Source organism: Paraburkholderia tropica (genome assembly GCF_014171495.1).
In the GTDB taxonomy this organism is placed as follows: Bacteria; Pseudomonadota; Gammaproteobacteria; order Burkholderiales; family Burkholderiaceae; genus Paraburkholderia; species Paraburkholderia tropica.
Genome location: NZ_CP049135.1, coordinates 1826153 through 1847470, shown reverse-complemented (window position 1 = coordinate 1847470; position 21318 = coordinate 1826153). Strand labels below are relative to the sequence as shown.

The window sequence follows — 21318 nt, the reverse complement described above, 5'->3', positions numbered from 1 at the left end:
CCGGATTACTGAAGATTGACGAACAGCCCGCCGTCCACCAATAGCGACGCGCCCGTGACATAGCGCGCGCGATCCGAAGCCAGAAACACCACGCATTCGGCCACGTCGTCGGGCGCGCCGAGACGGCCGAGCGGAATACGTTTTTCAAAGTACGCGCGCTTCGATTCGTCGGCGAGATCTTCCGCGTTGAGGTCGGTGGCGATCGTGCCGGGCATGACCGAATTGCAGCGGATGCCATACGGCCCGAGCGCGATCGCGCACGATTGCATCAACGAATGCACGCCCGCTTTCGTGGGCGTGTAATGCGTCTGCATGCCGCCGCCCACGAGCGCGCTGATCGAACTTGTCGCGACAATCGCGCCGCCCGTGCCCTGCTCCTTCATTTGGCGCGCCACGGCCTGCGTGACGTAGAACGCGCCGTTCAGATTCACGCCGATGGTGCGTTCGAGCACCGCGGGCGGCAAGTCGAGAAACGAATGGAACGGGCACACGCCCGCATTGCTCGCGAGCACGTCGACCTTGCCGAATTGCTCGACCGTCTGCCGCACGAGATCGACGCCCGTTTGCGGCGCGGCCACGTTGCCTTCCACCGCAATCGCGCGGCGTCCCAGGCGCTCGATCTCGTCCAGCACTTCCGAAATCGCCGAACGCCGGCCATATGTGGCGTCGTTGTCGCCCCAGTAATTGATCGCGACGTCGGCACCCTCGCGCGCGCTGGCGAGCGCAATGGCCCGCCCGATGCCGCGCGAACCGCCGGTGACGATCACCACCTTGTCCTTGAGCAGCACGATGCATTCTCCTTTCGTTATGTGGAGCGAGGCGCGCTTGAACGACGCCTGAATGACGCCTGAATGCGTTCAGTGCGAGTAAGGGCGCGTCAGCTTGCAATCGGGATTCAAACGCACGCCGAAGCCCGGCGTGTCCGGCACTTTCAGGCGGCCGCGTTCGGGCACCGGTTCGTCGAGCAATAGCGGCGTGAACATCGGCACCACTTCGTCGGCCTTCGGCGCCATCATCAGGAATTCGGCGAAGGGCGAGTTGTGGCGCGTCACCACGAAGTGATAGCTGTACACCGAAGAACCGTGCGGCACGACCATCACGTTATGCGCGTCCGCGAGCGCGGAGATCTTGATGAGTTCCGTCATGCCGCCGCACCAGTTCACGTCCGGTTGAATGATGTCGCAACAGCCCATTTCGAGCAGCATGCGGAAGCCCCAGCGCGTGGCTTCGTGCTCACCCGTCGTCACCAGCATGCCGCGCGGCACGTTCTTGCGCAGTTCGGCGTAGCCCCAGTAATCGTCGGGCGGCAGGCATTCTTCGAGCCACTTGAGTTTGTATTCCTGCGCGGCCTGCGCAAGACGCGTGGCGTAACGCACGTCGAGACTCATCCAGCAATCGTACATGAGCCAAAAATCGTCGCCGACGCGCTCGCGCATCGTCGCAAGCGTTTCGATATTCTTTCTGAGGCCTTCCTCACCTTCCGCCGGTCCGTGTTGCAAAGGCAGTTTGCCGCCGATAAAACCCATTTCCTTCGCGAGATCGGGGCGCGCGCCGGTCGCATAGAACACGAGTTCGTCACGCACCGGGCCGCCAAGCAATTGATAAACCGGTTCCTGACGCAATTTGCCGAGCAAGTCCCACAGCGCGAGATCGACGCCCGAAATCGTATTGAGCACGACGCCCTTGCGGCCGTAATAAAGCGTCGCGTAATACATCTGATCCCACATCTTTTCGATGTCGGTCACGCGCTGGCCCTCGAGAAAGCGCGCGAGATGTTTCTCGACGATGAACGCGCCAATCTCGCCGCCCGTCGTCACCGCGAAACCCACGGTGCCGTCGCTCGCTTCCACTTCGACCACGAGCGTGCCGAGCACGTCGATGCCGAACGAGCGGCGGCTCTGCCGATACTCGGGATAACGCGCCATCGGCGTGGAAATGTGATCGTCGATCCAGTGACCGTCGGCTTGATCGTGATAATCGGCGCCGCCGCCGCGGACGGTGAACGCGCGCACCTGCTTGATGGTTGGCATGGCCATGTGACGTTGCTCCTGAAAGTGGATGTCCGTGCGTTCAGCGCGCGCGCCCGGCGGCCCGCTCGAAGGCAGCCGCGGTGCGTGCGCCCGCGCGAGGTACGACGATAAGTACGAGCACCGCCGCGGCGAGGCTCGCGAATCCCAGCAATACGAGGCCCGCCGCGTGCGAGCTGAAATGCTTGTCCGCGGCGGCGCGCATCAGCGGCGCGATGAAGCCGCCCAGGCCGCCCAGCGAGTTGATGAGCGCGATGCCGCTCGCCGACGCCGTGCCCGCGAGTTCGCGTGCGGGAAACGTCCAGAACAGCGGCTGCGCGGCGATAAAGCCGCTTGCCGCGCAACAGAGCGCCGCCATCGCCACGACGGCGCCGGCCGTAGACCCCACGCCGCCCGCCGCGCCCGACACGGCAATGCCGAGCCCGGACAGTACGAGCAGACGCACAGTCCACGCACGATGGCTGCCGAAACGATCGGCGCGGCGCGGCACGATCCACGTGAGCGCCACGGCGCACAGCCAGGGCACCGCCGCGAGCAGCCCGACTTTCAGGCCGACCTTCGCGCCCGCCAGCGAAGCCACTTGCTGCGGCAGGAAAAACACCACGCCGTAGACGCTCATCTGGATCAGCGCGTAAATCGCGGCATAAGCGAGCACGCGCCTGTCGACGAGTGCCGCGAGCGCATCGCGCGGACCGTGCGCCATCGCCTCGCCCGCATCGACGCGCAACGCCGCCACCAGCGCGCGCCGTTCGTCGATGTCGAGCCAGTGCGCGTCGTCGGGACGATCGGTCAGATACCAGAACGCCCACACGCCAACGACCGAAGCCAGCGCGCCTTCGACGAGAAACAGCCACTTCCAGCCCGCCAGCCCGCCGACGCCATGCAGATCAATCAGGAATCCCGACAAAGGTCCGCCGAAGATAAACGCCAGCGGTGCGCCGAAATAAAACAGGCCGATTGCACGCGCGCGCGACGACTGCGGAAACCACTGCGTGAGGTAATAAATGATGCCGGGAAAGAAGCCCGCTTCGGCGACGCCCAGCAAAAAGCGCAACGCGTAGAACGACGCAGGCGATTGCACCCATGCCATCGCGGCCGAAACCAGGCCCCACGTGACCATGATGCGGCACATCCAGATGCGCGCGCCCATGCGATGCAACAGCAGATTGCTCGGCACCTCGAACAGCGCATAGCCCGCGAAAAACACGCCTGCGCCGAATGCGAATGCCGCATCCGACAAACCGGTGTCGTGCTGCAACGCCTTCTGCGCGAAACCGATGTTCGCGCGATCGAGAAAGGCGAGCACATACATCAAGAGCAGGAACGGCAACAGCCTGCGCATGGCCTTGCCGATCGCGGACTGCGCGTGCAATGACGCCTGCGATGCTTCGCTCGACATCGAACTCTCCTGATCCGGCGGTGGGGTGATGCGCCCGAAAAAACTGGGCGCATCGGCTGGCGAGCTCAGCGCTTCAATACGTCGCGCGGCCGCCCGACAAATCGAATACCGACCCGGTGCTGAACGCGCAATCTTCGGAGCACAGCCAGACGATCATCGCGGCGGCTTCATCGGGCATCAGGAAACGGTTCATTGGAATTTTCGCGAGCATATAGTCGATATGCTCCTGTTTCATCGAATCGAAGATTTCGGTTTTCGCCGCCGCGGGCGTAACCGCATTCACGAGAATATTCTTCGTGGCGAGTTCCTTGCCGAGCGATTTCGTCAAACCGATCAAGCCCGCTTTCGATGCGCTGTAGTGCGAGGCATTCGGATTGCCTTCCTTGCCCGCCACCGAAGCAATATTGACGATGCGCCCATAACCCTGTTCGAGCATGCGCGGCACCACGGCGCGGCAGGTCAGATAGCTGCCGATCAGATTCACGTCGATCACGCGCCGCCAGACCTCGACCGGCAATTCCCACATCAGGCCATTGCCGCCCGTAATGCCCGCGCTATTCACGAGCGCGTGAATCCCGCCGTGATCTTTCACGGTTTGCTGCGCGGCGGCTTCCACGGAATGCTCGTCCGTGAGTTCGACTTTCACCGCGGAGACGCTGCCCAATTCCGACAATTCCTTGCGCGAACGTTCGAGCCGTTCGGCATCGATATCCCAGAGCGCGACGGCCGCGCCCGAGCGCAAGGCGCGCTGCGCCACCGCATAACCGATGCCGCGCGCGCCGCCGGTGATCACCATGACGCGGTTCTTCAGATCGAGTTGATTCATGACGCCCGCCCTTTATCGTGTGAATGCCGATGCCTGCGCCGTGCTTGCCACGGTGCGCTGCTGCTGCTCGCCGAGTCCCGCCACGCCGAGGCGCATAACCTGGCCCGCGCGCAGATAAACCGGCGCGGGTTTCTGGCCCATGCCGACGCCGGGCGGCGTACCGGTGGAAATCACATCGCCGGGCTGCAGGCTCATGAAGTGGCTGATATAGGACACGACGGTGGCCACGTCGAAAATCATCGTGCGCGTATTGCCTTGCTGATAACGCTTGCCGTCGACGTCGAGCCACATGTCGAGCGCCTGCGGATCGGGAATGTCATCGCGCGTCACGAGCCACGGGCCGAGTGGCGCGAAGGTATCCGCGCTTTTGCCCTTGTCCCATTGACCGCCGCGTTCGATCTGCCACGCGCGCTCCGAGACGTCGTTTACCACGCAATAACCGGCCACATGATCGAGCGCCCGCTCGCGCGAGACGTAGCGCGCTTCTTCGCCGATCACCACGCCAAGCTCGACTTCCCAATCGACTTTTTGCGCGCCGGGCGGAATCACGACGTCGTCGTTCGGGCCGACAATCGAACTCGTCGCCTTGAAGAACAGCACGGGCTCGCTCGGCACCGGCATATTGGATTCGGCGGCGTGATCGGAATAATTGAGGCCGACGCAAATAATCTTGCCGACTTGGCCCACGCAGGGACCGAGGCGCGCATCGGCGGGCGCGAGCGGCAGGCTGTGCAGATCGAGTGAACCGAGTCCGGCGAGGGAAGCGGACGAGAGCGCGGCGCCCGCGAGATCGGGCAGCACGCTGGAGAGATCGCGCACACGCCCATCGCGATCGAGCGCGCCCGGCTTTTCACTGCCCTTACTGCCCCAGCGGACCAGCTTCATGCGGTGTCTCCTGATATTGGATTTGAGCATTGCTCAAGCAATATAGGCAGTCCGCGATAGCGGAACAATCCGGATGAAGCATGGGGCAATAACAAAAGCGTATCGCGCCGATGCGAGTTGAATAATCAGCACGAATTGACCGGATACTGCGCGTTGCTGCATCGCCGCAAAAAAAGGCGAACGAAGTCCAATAAAAAACGGCGCGCCCGGTTATTCACCAGGCACGCCGTCTTTAGAAACCGCCAATCTAAAAGATCAGTCGCGATTCGCTTGCAGCACCGTCAACGCCGTCATGTTGATGATGCGTCGCACCGTCGAGCTGGACGTGAGAATATTCACCGGCGCATTCACGCCGAGCAGGAACGGACCCACGGCCACGTTGCTGCCCGCACCCGTTTTCAGCAGGTTATAGGCAATATTCCCCGAATCCACGTTCGGGCACACCAGCAGATTGGCCGCGCCCTTGAGCTTCGAATGCGGCAGGATACGCTCGCGCAGCGCTTCGTCCAGTGCGCAATCGCCGTGCATTTCGCCGTCGATTTCCAGATCCGGATTCTGCGCCGTGACGAGCTTGAGCACTTCGCGCATCTTCGTGCCCGACGCCGAGCTGCCCGAGCCGAAATTCGAGCGCGACAGCAGCGCGACCTTCGGTTGCAGATTGAGCCATTCCATCTGGCGCGCGGCGGCCAGCGTGAATTCGGCGATCTGTTCCGCGTTCGGGTTGTCGTTGATGTGCGTATCGACGATCGCGACCGTGCGCTTGTCGAGCAGCAGGATATTCATCGCCGCATACGTCTTCGCGTTGCGATGCATGCCGATCGCTTCGTCGACGAAACGCAGGTGGTCGTGATACGCGCCCACCGTGCCGCACACCATGCCGTCGGCGTCGCCGAGGCGCACCATCATCGCGCCGATCAGCGTGAGACGGCGGCGCATTTCCACGCGCGCCATTTCCTTCGAAATGCCGTCGCGGCAACGCAGTTCCCAATACGTGGTCCAGTATTGATGGAAGCGCTCGTCGTATTCCGGATTCGTGACTTCGACGTCTTCGCCGAGCTTCAGGCGCAGGCCGAACTTCTCGATGCGCGCCAGCAGCACTTCGGGGCGGCCGATCAGGATCGGACGCGCGAGTTTCTCGTCGACGATCACCTGCACCGCGCGCAGCACGCGCTCTTCCTCGCCTTCCGCGAACACGATGCGCGACTTCGCGCCGTCACGGACGAACTGCTTGGCCGCCGCGAAGATCGGCTTCATGAAGGCGCCCGAGTGGTACACGAACTGTTGCAGCTCGTTCGTATAGGCGGCGAAGTCGTCGATCGGACGCGTGGCCACGCCGTCTTCCATCGCGGCCTTCGCCACGGCCGGCGCGATACGCACGATCAGGCGCGAATCGAACGGCTTCGGAATCAGGTACTTCGGACCGAAGCGCAGGTCATACGCGCCGTAGGCGGCCGCGACCGAGTCGTTCAGTTCTTCTTCGGCGAGCTGGGCGATCGCGTGCACCGCCGCGATTTCCATCTTGCGCGTGATGGTGGTCGCGCCCACGTCGAGCGCGCCGCGGAAGATGTACGGGAAGCACAGTACGTTGTTGACCTGATTCGGGAAGTCCGAACGGCCCGTGGCCAGCACCGCGTCCGGACGCGCTTCGAGCGCGATCTCGGGGAAGATTTCCGGCGTGGGGTTGGCCAGCGCGAGAATCAGCGGCTTGTCGGCCATCTTCTTGACCATTTCGGCCTTGAGCACGCCGCCCGCCGAGAGGCCGAGGAACACGTCCGCGCCGTCGATCACTTCGCTCAGCGAACGCGCGGAGGTGTCCTGCGCGAAGCGCTCCTTGTCCGGGTCCATCAGCGTCGTGCGGCCTTGATAGACCACGCCGTCGATGTCCGTCACCCAGATGTTCTTGAGCGGCAGGCCCAGATCGACCATCAGGTCCAGACAGGCCAGCGCCGCCGCGCCCGCGCCCGAGGTCACGACCTTGACCGTCGAAATATCCTTGCCGACCACCTTCAGACCGTTGAGGAACGCCGCCGAAACGGTAATGGCCGTGCCGTGCTGATCATCGTGGAAGACCGGAATCTTCATGCGCTCGCGCAGCTTGCGCTCGACCGTGAAGCAGTCCGGCGCCTTGATGTCTTCCAGATTGATGCCGCCGAAGGTGGCTTCGAGGCTCGCGATAATGTCGACGAGCTTGTCCGGGTCGCTTTCCGTGACTTCGATGTCGAACACGTCGATGCCGGCGAACTTCTTGAACAGCACCGCCTTGCCTTCCATGACCGGCTTCGAGGCCAGCGCGCCGATATTGCCCAGACCGAGCACGGCCGTGCCGTTCGTGATCACGCCAACGAGGTTGCCGCGCGCGGTGTAGCGGAACGAGTTCTGCGGATCGGTGACAATCTCTTCGCAGGCCACGGCGACGCCCGGCGTATAGGCCAGTGCGAGGTCGCGCTGCGTGACGAGCGGCTTGCTGGCCGTCACGGAAATCTTGCCCGGCGTCGGGAATTCGTGATATTCGAGGGCGGCCTGACGATCGGTCTTGTTCATGTTCCTCACTCTGATAGTGTGCCGGGCGCGCGGGCGGCGCGGCGGTCATGTTCGAATGAGGCGATTCTAGTGAGCCGGCATCAGCTCCCCATTTTGATTTAGTATGGGGCCATTATTTTTTCCTGATACCTCCCCGGATACCCCTCCGGTAGCCCCGTGGACAAGCGGAACGTGTCTTTCAGCATCGAAGAAGTTACCCGGCGCCTCAATACGCGCCTGAAAATGCGTCACCTCGTGCTGCTGCTGCAGATCCGCCAGCACGGGTCGCTGACCCGCGTGGCCGAGCACATGGCCACGAGCCAGCCCGCCGTCACCAATGCGCTGGCCGAAATGGAGAGCATGTTCGGCGCGCCGCTGTTCGACCGCTCGCCGCGCGGCATGACGCCCACGCCGCTCGGCAACGTCGTGCTGGCGCGCGCCCAGGCCATGCTGCACGATCTCGACCACCTCGCGCGCGACATCGAGGCCGTGCATTCGGGCCACGCCGCGCGCCTGCACGTGGGCGTGATTCCGTTCATTTCGGGGCGCACGCTCGCCTCGGCGATCCGGCTCGCGCAGTCGCGCCTGCCGCAGCGCGTGACCATGACGATCCACGAAGGCACCAGCGATGCGCTGCTGCCGCAACTGCGCGATCACACGCTCGATATCGTGATTGGCCGCGCGTCGGCGACCGTCGACGTCGCGCAATTGCGCTTCGAGGTGCTGCATCAGCAGACGCCGCGTCTGATCGCGAGCCGCCGCCTGGCCGCGCGGCTCGGCCGCAGCAAGGCGAACTGGCAGAAGCTCGCGGAGCTCGACTGGATTCTGGGCGCGCCCAATACGCCCATCCGCGAGCAGATCGACGACCTGTTCCTGCACGCGGGCGTCTCGCCGCCGGTGCCGATCGTCGAAAGCTATACGTCGCGCCTGATCGGCGAAATGATCGTGGCCAACGACGACGCCGTGTCGATCGTCCCCGCGGATATCGCCGAGGAACTCGTGCATATCGCGGGCGTGGCGATCGTGCCCTACACCTTCGACTGGACGCTGCCGCCGATCGCGCTGTTCACGCGCGTGGGCGTGCCGCGCGAGGTCGATACCGTGTTCGGGCAGGCGCTGCACGAGCGTTATCTCGAAGTGGAGCGGGCGCGGCGCTGAATCGCGTGTTGAATTCGCTCGCTGGATGCGGACAGGGCGCGGTGTGAACCGTGCCCTGTTTGTTTTCGGGCGTCGCCTGCATTGCGGGCGAGCGAAATGTACTCACAATGAAAGCACGAATGTTTTCACCGAATCTTTCATCATGCTTTCATTTCGTCGGCGTCGCCGCTTAATGTGGCGAATAATTCTCATCAACGTATCAACACAGCGCCTCCAACGAGAGGCCGGTTCTCCATAATTTCCAACGAAATACCCTTGCATCAAAACGTCCAGACACTTCGGAGACAGACCATGAACGATCAAGCGATACTCGACGCCCTGACCGCGCACTGGCAAGCGTCGGCGGCCGGCGACCTGGAAACGGAACATCAGATCTACGCCGAGGATGCAATCTGCGACTACCCGCAATCCGGCGAACGCATTCTCGGGCGCGCGAATCTGCAGGCGCTACGCGGCGCGCATCCCGCCCGGCCATCGGGCTTCGATGTGAGACGTATGCAAGGCAACGGCGACCTGTGGATTACCGAATACACGATTACGTACAACGACCGCGACGCTTTGACAGTCAGCATCATGGCGTTCCGAAACGGCAAGGTCGTCCACGAAACCCAGTATTTTTCCGAGCCTTTCGACGCCCCGGCCTGGCGCAGTCAATGGGTGCAGAAAATGTCGTGACATGCGCGCTGCGCAGGCGCTGGATTGGTGACTGAAAGCGTTCACGCGTTTCGTTCAATCGTCAGCGGCTGGAGGCGGTCCATCGTCCAGATCACGCTCACGATGAATGATTAAACGGTGCGGCCGATTCAACCGGTCGACATCGCCGTTTCGATCGCCGACAATCAGCACCGAACAGCCATCGAGCACCGAACAGCCATCGCTTCTGTTTCTACCTGGAGCCGTCTCCATGCAGCCTGTCCTGATTGATCTACCCGATACGATTTACACCGAGCGACTAATCATTCGCGCGCCTCGGCCGGGTGATGGTCAGCAAGTCTTCGAAGCGACGGTTGAATCACTGGAAGCGTTACGCGCATTTCCAGCGTCGTTGCCCTGGGCAATGGAGGAGCCTTCCGTTGAAGCCTCGGAAATCTTCTGCCGGACTGGGGCGTCGAACTTCATCGCGCGTCGCGATTTTCCTTTTCTCTTTTTGCTGCGTGATTCCGGTGAATTGGTCGGGTGTGGCGGGCTTCATAACCCGCGCTGGAAAGCCGGCACGTTTGAGGCCGGCTGGTGGGGCCGAACCGCCTGGACCAAACAAGGCTTGGTGAGCGAAGCCGTTAGCGCCATCGTCGATCTGGCCTTCACCGCGCTCTCGGCCCATCGCGTGGAAGTTTTCACCGACGACCTGAACCCGAATGCATGGCGATTGTGTGAACGAATCGGCATGGCGCTCGAAGGCATATTACGTCATTCGCGAATCGAGCCCGACGGGACGCTGCGCAATACGCGGGTCTATTCAAAAATTCGCCAATAGTCCAATAGTCCAATAGTCCAATAGTCAGGCGCGTTTATAGACACTGAACATCAACCGCAGTCCAAGCGCAGCGATTGCAGCCGATGCGCAACGGTCGATCCAAACCCTGGATTTCAGGTAGCGGTCTCGAAGAACGTGGCCGGAAAAACACACGGCCACCGTGGCGTACCATCCGGCCTCTACGGCAAAGACGAGCGGCGGCAGCGCAACGTAGCACCACAACGGCGGATGCTGCGGCAATAAGGCCGCGAAAATACTTCCGTAGACAATGGCGGTCTTTGGATTGGTCAGCTGTGTGGTCAATCCCGTCCAGAATGATCGCCCCAGACTTTGCGCCGCCTCGGTGCGAATACGGTCAATCACAATTGACTCCGATGAACCTCGCCAGATTTTCAGGGCGAGGTAAATCAGGTACGCGCCTCCGGCCATCTTGAGTCCGCCATATAGCCATTCCACGCTGTTCAACAGCGTATAGAGGCCCGCCAGCGCGATGCCGCTGAAGCAGACTCCCCCAACGCCCATCCCGATGGCGGTGGCAAGCCCGTCACGCCGCGACAATCCCAGCGAACTTCTGACAACGAGAATAAAGCTCGGTCCCGGACTTATCGCGCCGAGCAGAAGTGCCGTGAGTATGGCGATGAGAGCCGACGAGACATTCATGGAGCCTCCACACACTGGAAAAGGATCGAAGGCCATATTGTGTGGGCTGACGGCTCTGATAAGCTAGCGCACAGTTCGACAACGAGGTGTGAATTTGAAACACATCCCCAAAGCTCGTCCGCCGCTTGCCAATCTCGAGACTGTCTGCCTGGTTGCTCAGGCGGGATCTTTCAGTGCGGCGGCGACCGCCAGCGGCGTCACGCATGGGGCCATCAGCCGGCGCGTAGCCGCTGTCGAAAATTGGCTCGGCGTGCGGCTTTTCGAGCGCCACGGGCGCGGGATCGAGCTCACACCAGATGGGCAACGCTTTGTCGGACAGGTGCTCCAGGCTTTCGATATCATCGATGTCGCGGCCGACCAATGGCGTACACGCGCCGTTGCAAGACTGGTGCGAGTGAGCGTTGTATCCTCGTTCGCCCAGCTTTGGCTCTTCGATCGACTCGCTAAACTCGAAGCTGGCGCGAATCCACTCAAAATACAGCTCGACGTCGGGTCACGTCACGTTGATATTGCGGGCGGCGAGGCCGATCTGGCCATTCGCTATGGTCGCGGAAACTGGCCTGGGCTCCATGCTGAATTGCTGTTGCCAGAAACGCTCACTCCGGTAGCACATCCTGATATCGCCGCGAAAATAAAGGCAAACGATCCCAATGGATTACTGGCTCACCCACTGCTTCACGATTCGGATTTGACGGGATGGCGTGCGTGGTTCGACGGCCATAACGTCTCGCTCAAGCGTCGGCAACACGACCGGCGATTCGAGGATTACACACTCGTCCTTTCTGCAGCGGAGGCAGGTTTGGGGATCGCCTTGGCCCGCCTGCCCATTGCGGCAACCCGGCTGCACGGAAGCCAACTCGTTCGATTGGACAGGCGTACTGTCGCGAATCCGCTCGCCAATTACATCGTCACAAGCAAGCAGGAGCGAAGGCCGGAGATACTCGAGCTTATCCAGCGATTGAAAGACAGCATCGATGAAAACGACCCGCCGATTCAACGCAAGCGTTTAGCGAGGAGCTAGTGGCGTCGATTTAGCGCGCACGCCACATATCAGAAAGCGGCAAATTCACGACATCAAACACCATGCCGTTCCCGCAGAATTGCGGCAGCCTCTGCCAGCGTCCGCAGTTTGGCTTCTGCAATCTGGGCGCCGCTCACGGGCGCGTCGGCGAATGTCGCAAAACCGCAGTCCGGATTGAATAGCACGCGCTCTTTGCCGAACAGGCCGATCGCCCGCTCCGCCCTGCGCAACACCTCGTCGAGCGGTTCGACGTGCGCGTGCTTCTGATTGCAGAGTCCCACGCCGATACGCTGCCAGTCGGGCAAGCCTTTGAGAAGCGCCATCTCTCCGGCGCGCGGCGTGCAGAGTTCGAGGAAAAGCGTGCCGACATTCAACGCCGCCAGCGTATCGACAAGCGGACGATAATCCCCCGTCATGGCCTTGCTTTCGTCGGCCGTCCAGTTCCCCCGGCACATGTGGACGGCAACGCGATCGATCGGGAAGCCATCGACCACGGCATTCAGCAGGCTTCGCGCAAACGCCAGCTCGGATTGCGGATCGCTCTTTTCCGATAGCGCACCGCACATGAAACTGCGCTGACTCGTCGTTCCGGAAAACACCACCTCCGACAATACCGGCTCGTCGAACTGCACCAGCGCGGCACCCTGCGCGAGCAGCGCCGCCAGTTCTTCCCGCAGTATCCGCACGACATCGGCGGCGAGCGCTTCGCGGCTCGAATAGGCGCGGTCGGAAACGCACTCCATCCACATCGTCCGCGTCAGCAGATAGGGACCGGGCAGCGCGACTTTCACCGGCAGCGCGGTCAAGCTGCGCATGTAGTTCATCTCGTGCACCGCGAGTGGCTGGCTGCGCCCGAGCGGCCCGAACACGGCCGGATGCCGCACGTCGGCCGCCGGTACATCGAGCGCTCTCAATTCCTGCTCGAACGCCTGCGGATCATCCACATAGGGCAACAGATCGGTCAGCGGAATCAACTGGCAGTTGTCGAGCAGGCCGCCGACAAAGCTCGCGTAGCTATCGCGCCGCTGCTCGCCGTCGGTGACCACATCGACGCCCGCACGCAACTGCGCCGCGATCGCGAGTTGCACGGCGTCGTCTGCGCTGGCCTGAAAAGCCGCGTCGTCGAGCCGGCCCTCGATATGATCGTGCAGCGCCTGAAGCATCCATCTCGGTCGCGGCCAGCTCCCGATCCCCATGACCGACAAAGGACGGATCGACGGCGCAGGCGACGGCGCGGGCAAGGAAGCCGGAATCGCGACGGGCATGATCTGGATCGACGCACGCTGACGCGCTTCGCGCTCAAGCGCCTCGTCGATCGGCCCTGCTCGCATCGCACCGCTCGCGAACGCGCCCTTGCTCACCAGAAAGCTGCGGCGCTTGCCGTCTTTCGTCCACGACACAAGCTCGTTGCCCGTCATACGGCACCATGCGGGCAGGTCCGATTCGACCGAGGTTTCCGTCGACTGGATCTCCAGCAACTGGCCGCGTTCGAGCGGGTCGATATGTTTGCGAATCAGCAGCAGCAGGCCGTTTCCGCAATCGAGATCGCCGCCGTCGAAGCTGACGGCCGGTTCATACGCGTGTTGTGAAGACGATTCCATCATGCCGATGCCCCGCTATCCTTCGAAGTCGCTCGCCTGCACCGACTTCGGCGCAGGCGAGCGTGTCCCACCGTTATCGACAGGTACTCGCGCGGTGCGCATGCGCACCGGCCAGCGTCACTCGCTCTTGCCGGACGTCTGCGTGTAAGTCAGTTTGCGCGTCCAACCGGTGTAACGCTTGCCGTCCACTTCGACGTAAAGCGTCGCCAGCGAATTGACCGGGCCGTCCTGTTGCGGCGGCTGCATCATCAGGTCGCGACCGGTCGACCACGAAAAGCGGCGATCGTCGAGATTGCCGAAGTAGTAGTCGATCTTGCCTTTGTCGAGTCCGTGATAGCCGGTCGCCGTGGTCCGCTCGACCAGCGTTCGGTTCTGGTCCGTGAGCGGAAATTCCTTGCCATAGACATTCGCGAGCGACACGTCGAGCGGAATCCAGCCGTAATTCGGCGCGTAAAACTCGATCCAGCAGTGATAGCTCGCATCGACTTTCACGCCGTCGAGCGTCGGCTTGAGCAGCGAGCCATACACCATCCGCGTCGGAATGCCGTCCGCCATCGCGAGCGACGAAAACAGCGAGTGGAAGTCCGTGCAATTTCCGCTCTTCGTCTGCAGGCAAAAGTCCGTGCTGCCGAAATCCGAGGGCTTCATACGGTCCGGATACTCCACCCAGTAGGTCACGTGATCGAGCGTCCAGTCGTAGAGCTTGCGAGCAGCGAGTATCGGATTCTGCTCGTCGCCGACAATCTGTTTCGCGAGGCCCTTGATCTGGTCGTTGACGATGACATAACTCGTCGGCAACAAATAACGCTGTAGCGCCGTGCGTTCCGCATCGGTGAGTGGACGCGTCTTCGACGGATCGAGACGCGTCTTGCGCTCGGTGAGCGTCTGGTCGAAATGCTCCGTGATGTCGATCGTCGCCGCATTCGGCTGCTCGACGTCGATATAGCCAACCCGATTGCCCCACGAATCCCGGTGATACTCAACGGGGTAAGCCGAGTCGACGCTAAATGACTTCACCTCGTTCCATGGCGTCTGCTGAGGAACGGGAAACCAGATGCGGACCTGCTTCGCACCGGCCGGCACCTTGACGACCAGCTGGTTCTCCGTGCGAAACGAAGCCTGCTGGGCGGGTGCGGAATCCGCCGCACGCGCAGCGAGTGGCGCAATCGACGCAAGGAGCGCCAGCGATGTGCAGACCTGCCACCAGGTTCGGCGTGAGCGGGGGCGTTTCGCTTCTGAATGCGCTTCGGACCGTGAAGCGAACAGGCGTGACGATCCGGCGCCGGCGACGCCGGCGAGCGTGTGGAGAGATGTCATGGGCGCCCTCAGTAGCTGAGACTGGGGCAACCTTCACTCATGAATTCGACAAGCATGGCGCCACCCACGATCTTCGCGCCAGGAATCAGCTTGTCTTCATCGAGCGAGCGTTTCTTGAAGCACGGCGAACAGACGTAAATCTTGCCGCCGGCTTCGACGAAGCTCGTGATCAATTCCTTGAGCGGCGCAAAGCCGGACTCGTGAATATCGTCCGCATAACCGGACTGCGAGAGACGCGTGCCTTCGATATTCAGAAAAACGACAACGTCTTTCTCGCTGGCAACGGCCGCGTTCGCCACGACAAAGGCAACCGTCGCCCTGTCGGTGTCGTCTTTGGCTCGAGTCAGACTGACCACGAATTTTCCAGACACGTTACTCTCCCGGTTTTCTTGCACTGTGGATAAACGAAGGCTAATGCTTTTCGATGACAGCCAGTATTAACCCTTCGCTTTGATGAAAAAAATTCCTTTCTCTGGTTCTGCACGCAGCAGTTGATGCCCGGTAATCCGGCAGTATGAAGGGATATCCTCGATCGCGCCGCGATCCCGTGCGATCAGTCTGATGATTTTGCCCGGCATGGTCCTCAGTCTCACACGGAGCTTGAGCAGCAGTTCGCCGCAACCCAGATCGCCCGCATCCCATTCCACGTCGAATGGCGCGCTGGAATTTCCGGTCGGTAGCTGCACGGTTTCTGTCATGGCGGTGAGCGGCAAAGGCTGAGAGCGTTTCCCAGCGACATAATACGGCACATCGCGCCGCTCGCGCGCTCAAGCGTCCGATCCAATGGAAATGAAAGGCAACAGGCGGGGATTGGCACAGGGGCGCGGTTTCCGCCGGATATCGGCTCCCGAAGCGCACAGACCTTAATGCGAGCCGCGCCAAATGACGCGACGTCCGCAATGCGTGTCCTCTTTTGCTTGAATCGTGCGCGAACCGATCTCCGCATTGGCCGCGCGTTGAACGGCGCGAGACCGGCTATCGACGATGCAAACGCACGCCAGGCTCCCGACGCCCTACCAATGCACGCCCAGTTCTCCGCGCGCGACAAACTGGCCTTGGCCGCTCGGGCCCACCCACTCGCCATCTTCAATCAGGCATTCGCCACGCAGCAGCACGGTCTTGACCTGCCCCGTCACGTTGCGCCCTTCGAATAGCGTGAAATCACACGCGCCATGCTGCGTTTCAGCGCTGATCGTCTGCGTGGCGTCGGGGTCGAACAGCACGATATCGGCGTCGCTGCCCACCGCAATCGTCCCTTTGCGCGGAAACAGTCCGAACAACTTCGCCGGCGCAGTCGACGTCAATTCCACGAAGCGGTTCAGCGAAATGCGGCCCGTGCCCACGCCGCCGTCGTAGACCACGGTCATGCGCGTCTCCACGCCCGGCACGCCATTGGGAATGCGCGAAAAGTCGTTCTCGCCGAGCGGCTTCTGATTCACGCGCCCGAGATGGCCCTCCTTCAAGCAATATGGACAATGGTCGGTCGAAATGAGTTGCAGGTCATCGGTCTTGAGCGCGGTCCACAGTGCGTTCTGCGACTCCATCGAGCGCAGCGGCGGGCTCATCACGTAACGCGCAACATCGAAGCTGTCGTCGGCGTAGGCGGAATCGTCGAAGAAAAGATAATGCGGGCAGGTTTCCGCGAACACGGGAATCCCCAGATCGCGCGCCTCGATCACGTGCTTGAGCGCTTCCTTCGCGGACAGATGCACGAAATACACCGGAGCCTCCGCAAGTTCCGCGAGCTTGATGCCGCGATGCGTGGCCTCGCCTTCCATCAGCGCGGGGCGCGTGAGCGCGTGATAACGCGGCGACGTGTGGCCTTGTTCGAGCGCCTCGCGAATCAGCAGGTCGATGACCGTGCCGTTTTCCGCGTGCAGCGCGATCATGCCGCCGTGCTGGCCGACCATGCGCATCGCGCGAAAGATCGCGGCATCATCGGACATGACCGTACCCGGATACGCCATGAACATCTTGAAGCTCGACACGCCTTCGTGACGGATCGCATAGCGCATGTCGCCGAGCACCGATTCGTCGACTTGCGTCACGATCACATGAAAACCGTAGTCGATATGCGAGACCGACCCGGCCTTGGCCTGGGCGCGCGCGATCGCGTCGAGCGGGCTCGTACCGGTTTCCTGCAACGCGAAATCGATAATGGTGGTCGTGCCGCCGAACGCCGCCGAGCGCGTGCCCGTGTCGAACGTATCGCAGGTGACCGAGGGGCCGAAGGTGTTTTCCATATGCGTGTGCGCGTCCACGCCGCCAGGCAGCACGAGCCGGCCCGTCGCATCGATCACGCGCGTGTCCGGCCCGGCTTCGAGCCGCGCGCCGATACACACGATGCGTTCGCCTTCGATCAGGATATCGCCGTGATAATCGTCGACAGCGGTGACGATGCGGCCGCCGCGGATAAGGGTTCGCTTCGCTTGGGTCATGAATGGCTCCGGTGGGAAACTGCGGAATCGGTGAGATCGGCTGAATGGGCTGAATCCTTGTGCAGCGCGTGCGCGAGCGCGGCTTCGAGCGCGTGCATCTCCTGCGCGTCGAGCGGCGCAACGGGCGGCCGCATCGCCGCCCCCGGCAGGTGGCCGAGCAGATGCAGACACGCCTTCAGGCGCGCATTCGCGAGAAAGCCCGGCGCGGTGCCGTAAATCGCTTTCGCGAGCGGATACACGCGCTCGTGCACCTTGCGAGCGGTCACGAGATCGTTGCTCTGCATCGCGCGATAAAGTTCGACGATCAACTCCGGCACCACGGCCGCGAGACTCACGAGCGAGCCCTCGGTGCCCACGGCGAAACAGGTCATCAGATGCTCGTCGCCCGACGCCATCACCGCGACGTGCGGCGCGAGCGCCTGCACCAGCCGCCGATTCGCCTCATAACGCGCGGTCTCCCAACTGCCCTCCTTGATCGCGACGACGTTCGGCAACGCGACCAGCGCCGCCAGCATCTCCGGCGTGTACGCCATCGCCCCCGTACCCACCCCGGCCTGATAGAGCATCAGCGGCAACTGGGCGTTCGCGTTCGTGATGCGATGGTGCGTGACGACCGTCGCGAGATCGGTGGAGAGCGTCCACGAATACGGCGGAAACAGCAGCAGCGCGTCGGCGCCCGCCGCTTTTGCGTCGTCGGCATGCGCCTGCGCCTGATAACTGTCCTCCGAATTGATACCGGCGACGATGATCGACTGCGCGCCGCACACCTCGCGTGCGATCTCCACCACACGACGCTTTTCCTCGCGCGAAAGCGCGAAGTTTTCTCCGGCATGGCCATTGATCAGGAGTCCGACAATTCCATCGACCGACGCGACCTGCGCGAGATGACGGCGCAGCGCCGCTTCGTCGAGGTGGCGGCCCTCGGCGTCGAGCGGGCACAGCGTAGCGGCGTAGACGCCATGAAAGGGAAATTCTCGTGCGGGAATCATGGCTTCGGTTCTCGGTGAGCGCTGGAATGCGTGGACTGGGCACCCGGCGCGACGACGAGCCGCGCGGGATCGAAAAGCGGTAAATCGGGCTCGCTGCCGAGCATCGCCTGCGCGAGCAGCTTCCCCATGAACGGACCGCTCGTGTAGCCGGAATGCACGCAGCCGATCACCCAGGCGGCGTCGTGGCCCGGAATCGGCCCGAGCATCGGCATGGCGTCGGCGGTTTCCGATTCGAGGCCGAGCCAGATGCGCGCCACGCGTGCGTCGGCGAGCGCGGGGATCACGTGCTGCGCGAGGCGAAGATTGCCTTGCAGATTCTGCGGAATGGTTTCGACGGGGCCGTTCACGCGGTCGCCCACGCCTTGCCAGCCGCCGCCGATCAGCACCGTGCCGTTGTCGAACTGCTTCATCGACAGCAGGCCGTTGGCGATGCTCAACACGGTCCGCATCACGGGCGGCAGGCGTTCGGTGACGATCAACTGGTTGACGAGCGTTTTCACCGGCACGTGCACGTCCAGCATCGCGAGCATCGGTTCGAGCCACACGCCGCCGGCGAGGACGAGACGCGCGCCGTCGAGACGCTCAGGCGTGCCATCGCGGCGCTCGGCGTGCACGCGATACGCGCCCCGCTCGCGCTCGATGCGGCTGACCGCCGCGTATTCGACGATCTCGACATTCGCCGCGCGCAACGCCGCGCGATAGGCGCGGCCGGTCAGATACGCGCTCGCGAAACCGTCCATTTCGCAGTGCGCGGCTTCGAGCATGGCGGGATTGAGGCCCGGCTCGACAGCGAGCGCGGCGGCAGGATCGAGCAAGCCGATCTGCGCGCCGTATTCGCGCCGCGCGGCGGCCCGCGCGCGCAACAGTTCCTGCTCGGCGGGCGTGAAGGCCAGCGAGAGGCCTGGCGCCGCGGTCGCGGCCACGCCCGCGCCGAGCCAGCTTTCGGCGTTCATCCACATGGGCCATGCGCGCATGGCGTAAGGCACGAGTGCGGCGCGCGTCATATGCAGCGTGAGCGTGCCCGCGTTCACGCCGGACGCCGCGCGGCACAGCGCATCGCGTTCGACGAGCGCCACGCGCATGCCGCCGCGCGCGAGAAACAACGCGGTGGTGCAGCCCATCACGCCGCCGCCGACCACGACGGCGTCGAAGTCGCGCGCTGCTTGCGCGTCGGTCGCTGCGTTCGAATTGATTGCGGTATTCACAGCGGCGCCGCCTTCGGAATGGGAATGTCGTCGTAGGTGTAGGTGCCCGTGAGCGCGGCGACGGAGACCGGACGCAACGGCGTGCGTGCCGACCATGCGCCCACGTCTTCGCGCGTTTTTCCAGGCACGCAATGCGTCAGCAATTCAGCGGCGACGTCGCCGCAACTGCGACCCTGACACGGCCCCATGCCGCAGCGCGTCCATGCCTTCAGTTGATTGGCGTCCTGCGCGCCGGCTTCGCAGGCGGCTTCGATGTCCGCGCGCGTGACGTCCTCGCATCGGCATACGGTCGTGTCGGGGCCGATGCCTTGCACATGTCCCTCGCGCAGCGCCATCAGACGCGCCATCGCACGACCAAAACGCGCGTCGCGTTCGTGCGCGGCGCGCGCCGACGCCAGCGCGGCATCGGAGACGCCGGACGGGTTCGCGCCGAGATCGCGCGCGCACGCGAGTCCGGCCAGCGTGCCGTGCGCGGCGGCGGCCGCCGCGCCCGCGATGCCCGCGCCGTCGCCGCAGACGTAGAGGCGTTCGCGCGAGGTGCGGCCATCGCGGTCGATATCGGCGATCCAGCCGCCCGCCGCGCGTTCGTATCGATGGCGCGCGCGCAGCAGCCGCGTGATCTCCGTCGACGGCACGAGGCCGTGCCCCACCGCGACACAGTCCACGTCGACGGTGCGCCGCGCGCCGGCGACCGGACGCCCGCTCGCATCGCAAGGCGCGAGCGTCGCGCGCAGGCGCTCGCCCACGGGTTCGACGCGCTCGAGCGTGTGACGCGCATAACGCGGCGTGCCCGCGCGGCGAATCGCGCGCCACCACGCAATACCTTGCGCGAGCAAGTCGGGACGCGTGACGAGCGCGGGCAGCGTGCGCAGCCAGTCCGCGCTGCTCGCGAGATCGGCGATGGCCACGACTTCGCCGCCGCCCGCGATCGTCTTGCCCGCAACCGCCGCGAGCAACGGACCGCAGCCCGCCACCAGCGTCGTGCGCCCTGGCAGCACGCCCTGCGCCTTCAAGAGAATGGTCGCCGCCGCGAGGCCGATGACGCCCGGCGTCGTCCAGCCGTCGAACGGCACGACGCGCTCGGTCGTGCCCGTTGCGACGATCAGCGCCCGCGCGGTGCAATGCAACGGCCCGTCCGGCCCGACCGCATCGACGCGATAGTCGCCCGTCACGGCCCAGACCGAATGCGCCGCGAAGACACACACGGGGCTCGCGGCCAACGCGTGCCGCAGCGCGTCGCCGGCCTGGCGGTCGGCCTCGCCATGCGCCGGGATGCCCCCATGCGGCGCGCGATACACCTGGCCGCCCGCCTGTGCGTTTTCATCGAACAAAGCGACAGCAAGGCCGCTCGACGATGCGGCGAGCGCCGCTTGCACGCCGGCCGGCCCGGCGCCGATCACGATCAGGTCGAACTCATTCATGACGCGCCGGGCCCTTGTCCAGATCCACGGTTTCCACGCGCATCTGCGCACGCACGGGTGTTTGACACGCCAACGCGCGCCGGCCGTCCACCATCACGAGACACTCCTGACACGAACCCATCAGACAAAACATGCCGCGCGCGCCGTGCGCCCGGGGACTCGTGCGCAGGCGCCGGATACCCGCCGCGAACAGCGCCGCCGCGACGCTCTCGCCGTCGCGCGCGGACACGGGCCGGCCGTCGTAAATCAGCTCGACGCACGGCGCGGCGCGCAGACCGTGCACATGCATCCCATCGTCCGAAGCCATCTTTTTCACCTCGCTTGACAAGGAATTTAGGCGATGTTTTGATCCTATCGTATACGAACCGTATACGACA

The 21318-nt window shown here is 63.4% G+C and carries 20 protein-coding genes; 4 read left to right on the top strand and 16 right to left on the bottom strand.

The genetic code is table 11. The annotated features are described in order from the left end of the window. Window positions 1-5 precede the first annotated feature (5 nt). The 6 genes from G5S35_RS23070 to G5S35_RS23045 form a co-directional block, all read right to left on the bottom strand. Window positions 6-788 carry an L-rhamnose 1-dehydrogenase Lra1 gene (locus G5S35_RS23070; RefSeq protein ID WP_065065451.1) on the bottom strand — a complete coding sequence of 261 codons (783 nt, stop codon included), beginning with the start codon at window positions 786-788 and terminating at the stop codon, window positions 6-8. 69 nt (window positions 789-857) lie between these two features. Next, entirely contained in the window at window positions 858-2036 is a 1179-nt protein-coding gene (gene rhmD / locus G5S35_RS23065) for an L-rhamnonate dehydratase (protein WP_110326769.1), read from the bottom strand. 34 nt (window positions 2037-2070) lie between these two features. Beyond that, complete coding sequence (locus tag G5S35_RS23060; protein ID WP_065065485.1) at window positions 2071-3426, bottom strand: MFS transporter; 1356 nt, start codon at window positions 3424-3426, stop codon at window positions 2071-2073. Between the two features lie 73 nt (window positions 3427-3499). Next, a complete protein-coding gene (locus G5S35_RS23055; protein ID WP_065065453.1) occupies window positions 3500-4252 on the bottom strand; it encodes an SDR family NAD(P)-dependent oxidoreductase in 753 nt (250 codons plus the stop codon). A gap of 12 nt (window positions 4253-4264) precedes the next feature. After that, window positions 4265-5137, bottom strand: a complete 873-nt coding sequence (locus tag G5S35_RS23050; protein WP_183039096.1) for a fumarylacetoacetate hydrolase family protein — start codon at window positions 5135-5137, stop codon at window positions 4265-4267. 255 nt (window positions 5138-5392) lie between these two features. Next, window positions 5393-7678 (bottom strand): NADP-dependent malic enzyme, encoded by a 2286-nt coding sequence (locus G5S35_RS23045; RefSeq protein WP_065065455.1) that lies wholly within the window; start codon window positions 7676-7678, stop codon window positions 5393-5395. Window positions 7679-7900: 222 nt separating this feature from the next. Between G5S35_RS23045 and G5S35_RS23040 the strand changes: the two genes are divergently transcribed. The 3 genes from G5S35_RS23040 to G5S35_RS23030 all read left to right on the top strand — a co-directional run bounded on the left by G5S35_RS23040 (window position 7901) and on the right by G5S35_RS23030 (window position 10289). After that, window positions 7901-8815, top strand: a complete 915-nt coding sequence (locus tag G5S35_RS23040) for a LysR family transcriptional regulator (protein WP_221224281.1) — start codon at window positions 7901-7903, stop codon at window positions 8813-8815. A gap of 291 nt (window positions 8816-9106) precedes the next feature. Then, the gene (locus G5S35_RS23035; RefSeq protein ID WP_065065456.1) at window positions 9107-9490 is read left to right on the top strand and encodes a nuclear transport factor 2 family protein; all 384 of its coding nucleotides are present in this window, start codon (window positions 9107-9109) and stop codon (window positions 9488-9490) included. Between the two features lie 229 nt (window positions 9491-9719). Beyond that, window positions 9720-10289, top strand: a complete 570-nt coding sequence (locus G5S35_RS23030) for a GNAT family N-acetyltransferase (protein WP_074982498.1) — start codon at window positions 9720-9722, stop codon at window positions 10287-10289. Between the two features lie 24 nt (window positions 10290-10313). Here the strand turns inward: G5S35_RS23030 and G5S35_RS23025 are convergent, their stop codons facing one another. Then, complete coding sequence (locus G5S35_RS23025) at window positions 10314-10949, bottom strand: LysE family translocator (protein ID WP_065065457.1); 636 nt, start codon at window positions 10947-10949, stop codon at window positions 10314-10316. Window positions 10950-11043: 94 nt separating this feature from the next. Here G5S35_RS23025 and G5S35_RS23020 point away from each other — a divergent pair, with 94 nt between their 5' ends. Beyond that, window positions 11044-11970 carry a LysR substrate-binding domain-containing protein gene (locus G5S35_RS23020; protein ID WP_221224276.1) on the top strand — a complete coding sequence of 309 codons (927 nt, stop codon included), beginning with the start codon at window positions 11044-11046 and terminating at the stop codon, window positions 11968-11970. A 53-nt stretch (window positions 11971-12023) separates the two neighbouring features. On the opposite strand, the gene G5S35_RS23015 is transcribed toward G5S35_RS23020, so the two are convergent. The 9 genes from G5S35_RS23015 to G5S35_RS22975 form a co-directional block, all read right to left on the bottom strand. Then, the gene (locus G5S35_RS23015; protein WP_237181402.1) at window positions 12024-13448 is read right to left on the bottom strand and encodes a 5-methyltetrahydropteroyltriglutamate--homocysteine methyltransferase; all 1425 of its coding nucleotides are present in this window, start codon (window positions 13446-13448) and stop codon (window positions 12024-12026) included. A gap of 240 nt (window positions 13449-13688) precedes the next feature. Next, entirely contained in the window at window positions 13689-14588 is a 900-nt protein-coding gene (locus G5S35_RS23010; protein ID WP_183039094.1) for a transglutaminase-like domain-containing protein, read from the bottom strand. A 308-nt stretch (window positions 14589-14896) separates the two neighbouring features. Then, the gene (locus tag G5S35_RS23005) at window positions 14897-15259 is read right to left on the bottom strand and encodes a DsrE family protein (RefSeq protein ID WP_065065460.1); all 363 of its coding nucleotides are present in this window, start codon (window positions 15257-15259) and stop codon (window positions 14897-14899) included. 66 nt (window positions 15260-15325) lie between these two features. Continuing rightward, complete coding sequence (locus tag G5S35_RS23000; RefSeq protein WP_231957780.1) at window positions 15326-15601, bottom strand: sulfurtransferase TusA family protein; 276 nt, start codon at window positions 15599-15601, stop codon at window positions 15326-15328. A 300-nt stretch (window positions 15602-15901) separates the two neighbouring features. Then, entirely contained in the window at window positions 15902-17326 is a 1425-nt protein-coding gene (gene hydA, locus G5S35_RS22995) for a dihydropyrimidinase (protein WP_074982503.1), read from the bottom strand. Further along, window positions 17323-18315 carry a dihydrodipicolinate synthase family protein gene (locus G5S35_RS22990; protein ID WP_065065463.1) on the bottom strand — a complete coding sequence of 331 codons (993 nt, stop codon included), beginning with the start codon at window positions 18313-18315 and terminating at the stop codon, window positions 17323-17325. The genes hydA and G5S35_RS22990 overlap by 4 nt, the downstream gene beginning before the upstream one ends. Next, complete coding sequence (locus G5S35_RS22985) at window positions 18312-19520, bottom strand: NAD(P)/FAD-dependent oxidoreductase (RefSeq protein ID WP_237181401.1); 1209 nt, start codon at window positions 19518-19520, stop codon at window positions 18312-18314. The genes G5S35_RS22990 and G5S35_RS22985 overlap by 4 nt, the downstream gene beginning before the upstream one ends. After that, window positions 19517-20941: an NAD(P)/FAD-dependent oxidoreductase gene (locus G5S35_RS22980; RefSeq protein WP_124260476.1), complete on the bottom strand. Its 1425-nt coding sequence runs from the start codon at window positions 20939-20941 to the stop codon at window positions 19517-19519. The genes G5S35_RS22985 and G5S35_RS22980 overlap by 4 nt, the downstream gene beginning before the upstream one ends. Further along, the gene (locus G5S35_RS22975; RefSeq protein ID WP_231957782.1) at window positions 20934-21248 is read right to left on the bottom strand and encodes a (2Fe-2S)-binding protein; all 315 of its coding nucleotides are present in this window, start codon (window positions 21246-21248) and stop codon (window positions 20934-20936) included. Before G5S35_RS22975 ends, G5S35_RS22980 begins: the two co-directional genes overlap by 8 nt. Window positions 21249-21318 lie beyond the last annotated feature (70 nt).